This window comes from Amycolatopsis sp. NPDC051071 (assembly GCF_040682875.1).
In the GTDB taxonomy this organism is placed as follows: domain Bacteria; phylum Actinomycetota; class Actinomycetes; order Mycobacteriales; family Pseudonocardiaceae; genus Amycolatopsis.
In genome coordinates, this window is sequence record NZ_JBFBBY010000215.1 from 5,418 (window position 1) to 11,273 (window position 5,856).

The window sequence follows — 5,856 nt, forward strand, 5'->3', positions numbered from 1 at the left end:
CGGAACACGCGTGCTTGGAGAGGGAACTTGCGTGCTGGAGGGCGGGACTCGCGTGCTTGGAGGGGGAACTCGCGTGCGGGAAGGCGGAACACGCGTGCTTGGAGAGGGAACTTGCGTGCTGGAGGGCGGGACTCGCGTGCTTGGAGGGGGAACTCGCGTGCGGGAAGGCGGAACACGCGTGAGCAGGCGCGGCACTCAGCCGACGGACGCCTGCCACCACCCCAGCACCTCGTCGGCCACTCCCGGAGCCGCCACCAGTAGCGCGTCCACCGGCAGGGCCGAGTCGTCGCCGTGCCGGTCCAGCACCACGGCCCCGGCTTCGATGGCCAGCGCGACCGACCCGGCGACGTCCCATTCGCGGTAGCTGTGCAGTACCGCGGCGGCCGCGTGACCCAGCGCGACCTGCGCGATCGCCAGCGCCGCCGAGCCAAGCACCCGCACCCCGGCGTGCGCGGCCGCGGCGCGTTCGATGAACGCGCTCATCCCCGGCCAGACGCCCTTTCGCGTGAGCTCCGTGCACACGATCGCCCCGGCCGTCCCGTAGCGGTCGGTCAGCTTGATCGGTTTGCCGTTCGCGCGGGCGCCGCGGCCTCGGGCGGCGGCGTAGATCTGCGCGCGGTAGGGGTCGGCGACGACGCCCACCACCGGTCCCGAAGCGTCGATCAGCGCGAGGCTGTAGGCGCACCATGGCACCCCGGCGACGTAGTTCGCGGTGCCGTCGACCGGGTCGACCACCCAGCGGTATTCGGCGACGTCGGCACCGTGGTCGGCACCGAATTCACCGCCGACCACGGGGATACCGGGAAATTCCGCGGTCAGCACGCGGCGGGTGTGGCGTTCGAGGATGCGATCGGTGTCGGTGACCCAGTCGAAGGGTGAGTCCTTCAGATCGGGGTGCGCGCCCCGGCCGGCGGTCGCGGTGATCACGTCGGTCGCGTCGTTGGCCAGCCGTCCGGCGACTTCGAGGGCCCTGGACAGCAACCCGGGCTCGACGGGTTGAGGCGGCCTAGACGACAGAAGGGTCATGCCTGCCTAGTGTGGCCGAAACTGGTTTCCGGAACACGACCTTGAGATGACATGTCGTCTGTTCCGTTTTTGTTGGTATGGGTGTCACAACCGGATGCCACAGTGAGGCCGTGCGAGTCGCGATAGTCACCGAAAGTTTCCTGCCCCAGGTGAACGGCGTGACCAACTCCGTGCTCCGCGTCGTGGAACACCTCCGCGACCGTGCGCACGACGTGCTGATCATCGCCCCGGGACCGGGTCCGTGCGAGTACCTCGGCGCCCCGGTCGTGCGCATCCCCGCCCTCGACTTCCCCGGCGTGAACTCCCTTCCGATCGGCGTGCCGACCAGGACCGTGCTGACCGCGCTGGCCGATTTCCGGCCGGACGTGGTGCATCTGGCGTCGCCGTTCGTGGTCGGTGCCCGCGGGCTCGCCGCGGCGAGACGGCTGCGTGTGCCGTGCGTCGCGGTGTACCAGACCGACATCGCCGGTTTCGCCGCCGCGTACGGCTTCGGTATCGCGGCCAAGGCGGCCTGGCGTTGGGTGCGGCGCCTGCACTCGCGGGCCGACCGCACGCTCGCGCCGTCGTCGGACTCGGTGGAAAAGCTGAAACTGCACGGGATCCCGAGGGTGCACCGGTGGGCGCGTGGCGTCGACATCGAACGGTTCTCGCCGGTGCACGCCGACCCCGCCTTGCGTGCGGAACTGGCTCCGGACGGCGAACTGCTGGTCGGTTTCGTCGGCAGGCTCGCGCCGGAAAAGGAAGTCGAACGGCTGACCGCGCTGGCCGGGATCGACGGGATCCGAGTGGTCGTCATCGGCGACGGCCCGGAACTGCCGATGCTCCGCGAACGGATCCCCGGTGCGGCGTTCCTCGGCGCTCGATACGGCGAAGAGCTTTCTGCCGCGTACGCGAGCCTCGACGTCTTCGTCCACACGGGACCGCACGAGACGTTCTGCCAGGCCATCCAGGAGGCGATGGCGTCCGGGCTCCCGGTACTCGCGCCGGACGCGGGCGGCCCGAAGGACCTGGTCCTGCCCGGCCGCACCGGGTTCCTCCTGCCCGCCGACCGCGCCGGGTTCGCGACGGCGCTGGTGGACAGGATCGACGACCTGCGCGACGACGCGTTGCGCGCCAGGCTCGGGGAGAAGGCACGCAAGGTGGTGCTGGGCCGCACATGGCCCGCAGTCTGCCGGGAACTGGTCGGCCACTACGAGGCCGTCCAGGGCAAAGTCGCCCGCGCGGCTTGAGAGAGAGGCAGCGGCCGGGAAAGTCTCCCTCGCGCCTGGCCACGGTCGGTAGAGGGAATGCTGTCCGCACTCGCCTGATTACCCGAAGATCATTTGTATCTCTTTTGTACATCCGGCCTCCATCGTCCCCCTCAGCCATCGAGCGAGAGGACGGCACGTGAGGTTCGAAGTACTGGGGACGTTCACCATCACTTCCGGTTCGCGGTCGGTCCCGCTGCGTGGACGGATGAGAAGAACACTGCTCGGAGTGCTGCTGGTCCGGGCGAACACCTTCGTGCCGGTGGACGTGCTCACCGAAGCCCTGTGGGAGAGCCGCTGGGAGCCGCGGGCGGTGCCGAAGCTGCACTGGCACGTCCACAAGCTGCGGCAGGCCCTGCCCGAGGCTGACCGGCTCGGGTTCGACAACGGCGGCTACCGCCTGGAGGTCCACCCCGGCGAACTCGACGTCGAGACCTTCGAGACGCTGGGCAGCCAGGCGCTGAAGTCCTCGGATCCCGCGCAGCGCGTGTCCTTGATCCGGCAGGCCCTCGCGCATTGGCAAGGCGCGCCGTACGAGGGTTTGGACGTCCCGCTGCTTTCGGACGAGACCATGCGGCTCGCCGAACACCGCCTGGCCCTGCTCGAAGAGCTCTACCAGGCGGAACTGGCCCTCGGACGGCATGCGAGCGCGGCCGTGGAACTCGCGGATCTGGTGCGGCGGCATCCGCTGCGGCAACGTGCCCAGTATCTCCTGATGGACGCGCTCTGGCGGGCCGGGCGCACGTCCGACGCGCTGGCAGCCTACCGGCGCGCTCGCCGGGTGTCGATCGGTCAGCTCGGCCTCGAACCGGGGCCGGAACTGCGGTTCCTGGAGCGGCGGATCCTCGCGGGTGATGCGGCGGGAGCCGGTGTGTCACCGGCTCCCGCGTTATTCGGCCAGGTGCGATACGTCAGATGACGCGGAGGTACAGGTAGACCGTCGATCCCTTGTGGGCCTTGTCGAAGGTCTTCTTGGTGCCTTCACCGCCCGCGCGGACGGTGCCGAAGCTGGCGCCGTCGTAACCCCAGGTGCCGTAGACCTCGGCGGCCTTGCCGTCGGCGTCGGTGTCCTTGACCCAGCCCTGGACGCGGATCTTGCCTGCCGCGCAGGTGATGGTCCAGCCGGCCGCACCGCCGTTGACGGACGGAGCCTTCGTGTCACCACAGGTGCCCTGGATGACCACGACGCCATCGGTGGAGGCGGGAGCAGCAATCGACGGGGCGGCGCTCAGCAGCGCGCCGCCGATGACGGCGCCGGTCAGCGCGGCCGTGACGGCCGTCTTCTTCACGAAGCTCATCTCGTTGCCTTTCTCAACCGGCGGGCTGTTTCCCGCCGCTGAGAACCAGAGTGTCTGCCTTCGCTTTGCCGTTACTTTGCTGTCCGATTACCTCGGTCGAATGGTCTGAACGACTTCGTCCGGGGCGCGGAGTGGGTTCACCACAGGACACTCAGGCGCCGAGGTCTAGATTCAGCGGTATGTCCCGAGCGAGTCTTGACAAGGATCCGCACGAAGTCGCCGCCATGTTCGACGACGTCGCGGACGGCTACGACCGCGCGAATTCGTTCATGACCTTCGGCTTCGACCGCCGCTGGCGTACCACCACCGCACGGGTGCTGGACGCCAAACGTGGCGAGAAGGTGCTGGACCTCGCGGCGGGCACGGGTGTGTCCACCGTCGAGTACGCACGCAACGGAGCCTGGTGCCTCGCCGCGGACTTCTCGGTCGGCATGCTCAAGGCCGGCAAGCATCGCGGCGTGCCGATGGTCGCCGCCGACGCGTTGAAGCTTCCGTTCGCCGACGACAGCTTCGACGCGGTCACCATCTCGCTCGCCCTGCGGAACTTCGTCGACACCAAGGCCGCACTCACCGAGATCGCCCGTGTGGTCAAACCGGGCGGGCGCCTGGTCATCTGTGAGGTGTCGACGCCCACATTCCCGCCGATCCGGTTCCTGCACCGGAAGTTCATCGCGAAGCTGCTCACCTGGGTCGGCAGCCGGACCTCGTCGAACCCCGAGGCCTACTCCTACCTGGCCGAATCCATGCTGGCTTGGCCGGATCAGCGGACGCTCGGTGAGATCATCGCGAGTGCCGGGTGGACCGAGGTGGAGTGGCTGAACCTCACGTTCGGCGTCGTCGCCATCCACCGTGCGAAGAAGCCCGCATAACACGGGCTTCGCCCGGCTGTAGATTCGAATCATGACCCGTCGCAACGCAGACCACGACGCCGAAGTCATCGTCGTCGGTGCCGGACCGGCCGGCTCCACCGCCGCCACGTACCTCGCCCGCGCGGGCGTCGACGTGTTGCTGCTGGAGAAGACCGAGTTCCCGCGCGAGAAGGTGTGCGGCGACGGCCTGACCCCGCGCGGTGTCAAGCAGCTCATCGACCTCGGCATCGACACCAGCGAGGACGCGGGCTGGGTGCACAGCCGCGGCCTGCGGATCCTCACCGGCGAGCTGACCCTCGAACTCGACTGGCCGGACCTGACGAGCTACCCGCCGTACGGCGTTTCCCGTACCCGCCAGGACTTCGACGACCTGCTCGCGAAGACAGCGGTCAAGGCGGGTGCGCGGCTTTACGAGCGCACGACCGTCACCGGTGCGATCACCAGCCCGACCGGCCGCGTGATCGGCGTCGAGGCGAAGGTCGGCCCGGAGAAGACGCCGGTGAGCTACCGCGCTCCGCTGGTGCTGGCCTGCGACGGCGTCTCCGCGCGGCTCGCGCTGAGCGTCGGCATCCAGAAGAACGAGAAGCGCCCGATGGGCGTCGCGGTGCGGCAGTACTACAAGAGCCCGCGCCACGACGACCCGTTCATCGAGGGCCATCTGGAACTGTGGGATCGCTCCGACCCGCGCGACCCGAAGCTGCTGCCCGGCTACGGCTGGGCGTTCCCGCTCGGTGACGGCACGGTGAACGTGGGCCTCGGCATGCTGTCGACGTCGGCCGCGTTCCGGGGCACCGACTACCGCGCGCTGCTGCGCCAGTGGCTCGACGGGACGCCCGAGGAATGGGGTTACCGCGAGGAGAACGCCATCGGCAAGGTCGGCGGCGCCGGTCTCCCGATGGGCTTCAACCGCACCCCGCACTACCGCGACGGCCTCCTGCTCCTCGGCGACGCGGGCGGCATGGTCAGCCCGTTCAACGGCGAGGGCATCTCGGCCGCGATGGAGTCCGCGCAGCTGGCGTCGGAGTTCGTCGTACAGGCGCTCGCGCGGCGCGAAGGACCTTCGCGTGAGCGGGCGCTTGAGGGCTACCCGCGTGCCGTCGGGGAGCTGATGGGCGGGTATTACCGGCTCGGCAACGTCTTCGCGAAGCTGATCGGGAAGCCGAAGATCATGCATGCCGCGACGAAGTACGGGCTGCGGATCAACTCGATCCTTCCGCTGGTCTACAAGGGACTCTCGGGTTGCTACGACGCCAAGGGCGGGGACGGCGTCGACCGCCTCATCGCCGCTTTGGCGCGGGCCACCCCCACTCCGCGCTGAGCCGCAATGCCAGGAACTTAGGCGGCTCTGGGTTGGGCTGGGTTTGCTGGTGTGGTGGTTGTGTCTTGTTTGGTGGGGGTGGGTGTGGTGGTGATGTG

6 protein-coding genes are annotated in these 5,856 nt (G+C 69.0%); 4 read left to right on the top strand and 2 right to left on the bottom strand.

What is annotated here, in order from left to right:
- Positions 1 to 195 precede the first annotated feature (195 nt).
- Positions 196 to 1,026: an inositol monophosphatase gene (locus AB0M65_RS37320; RefSeq protein WP_364039053.1), complete on the bottom strand. Its 831-nt coding sequence runs from the start codon at positions 1,024 to 1,026 to the stop codon at positions 196 to 198.
- A 110-nt stretch (positions 1,027 to 1,136) separates the two neighbouring features.
- On the opposite strand from AB0M65_RS37320, the gene AB0M65_RS37325 reads away from it, so the two are divergent.
- Both AB0M65_RS37325 and AB0M65_RS37330 read left to right on the top strand, forming a co-directional pair.
- Positions 1,137 to 2,255 (top strand): glycosyltransferase family 1 protein, encoded by a 1,119-nt coding sequence (locus AB0M65_RS37325; RefSeq protein ID WP_364039056.1) that lies wholly within the window; start codon positions 1,137 to 1,139, stop codon positions 2,253 to 2,255.
- Positions 2,256 to 2,412: 157 nt separating this feature from the next.
- Positions 2,413 to 3,192: an AfsR/SARP family transcriptional regulator gene (locus AB0M65_RS37330; protein ID WP_364039059.1), complete on the top strand. Its 780-nt coding sequence runs from the start codon at positions 2,413 to 2,415 to the stop codon at positions 3,190 to 3,192.
- Here AB0M65_RS37330 and AB0M65_RS37335 read toward each other — a convergent pair.
- A complete protein-coding gene (locus AB0M65_RS37335; RefSeq protein ID WP_364039062.1) occupies positions 3,185 to 3,571 on the bottom strand; it encodes a hypothetical protein in 387 nt (128 codons plus the stop codon). The genes AB0M65_RS37330 and AB0M65_RS37335 overlap by 8 nt on opposite strands.
- A 179-nt stretch (positions 3,572 to 3,750) precedes the next feature.
- On the opposite strand from AB0M65_RS37335, the gene AB0M65_RS37340 reads away from it, so the two are divergent.
- Complete coding sequence (locus AB0M65_RS37340) at positions 3,751 to 4,440, top strand: demethylmenaquinone methyltransferase (protein WP_364039065.1); 690 nt, start codon at positions 3,751 to 3,753, stop codon at positions 4,438 to 4,440.
- Positions 4,441 to 4,471: 31 nt separating this feature from the next.
- Positions 4,472 to 5,758 carry a geranylgeranyl reductase family protein gene (locus tag AB0M65_RS37345; protein WP_364039069.1) on the top strand — a complete coding sequence of 429 codons (1,287 nt, stop codon included), beginning with the start codon at positions 4,472 to 4,474 and terminating at the stop codon, positions 5,756 to 5,758.
- Positions 5,759 to 5,856: the final 98 nt, after the last annotated feature.

Excerpts from the sequence above, each read along its gene's own strand:
- AB0M65_RS37335 (WP_364039062.1), bottom strand. The coding sequence starts at position 3,571 with ATGAGCTTCGTGAAGAAGACGGCCGTCACGGCCGCGCTGACCGGCGCC.
- AB0M65_RS37320 (WP_364039053.1), bottom strand. The coding sequence starts at position 1,026 with ATGACCCTTCTGTCGTCTAGGCCGCCTCAACCCGTCGAGCCCGGGTTG.
- AB0M65_RS37345 (WP_364039069.1), top strand. The coding sequence starts at position 4,472 with ATGACCCGTCGCAACGCAGACCACGACGCCGAAGTCATCGTCGTCGGT.
- AB0M65_RS37340 (WP_364039065.1), top strand. The coding sequence starts at position 3,751 with ATGTCCCGAGCGAGTCTTGACAAGGATCCGCACGAAGTCGCCGCCATG.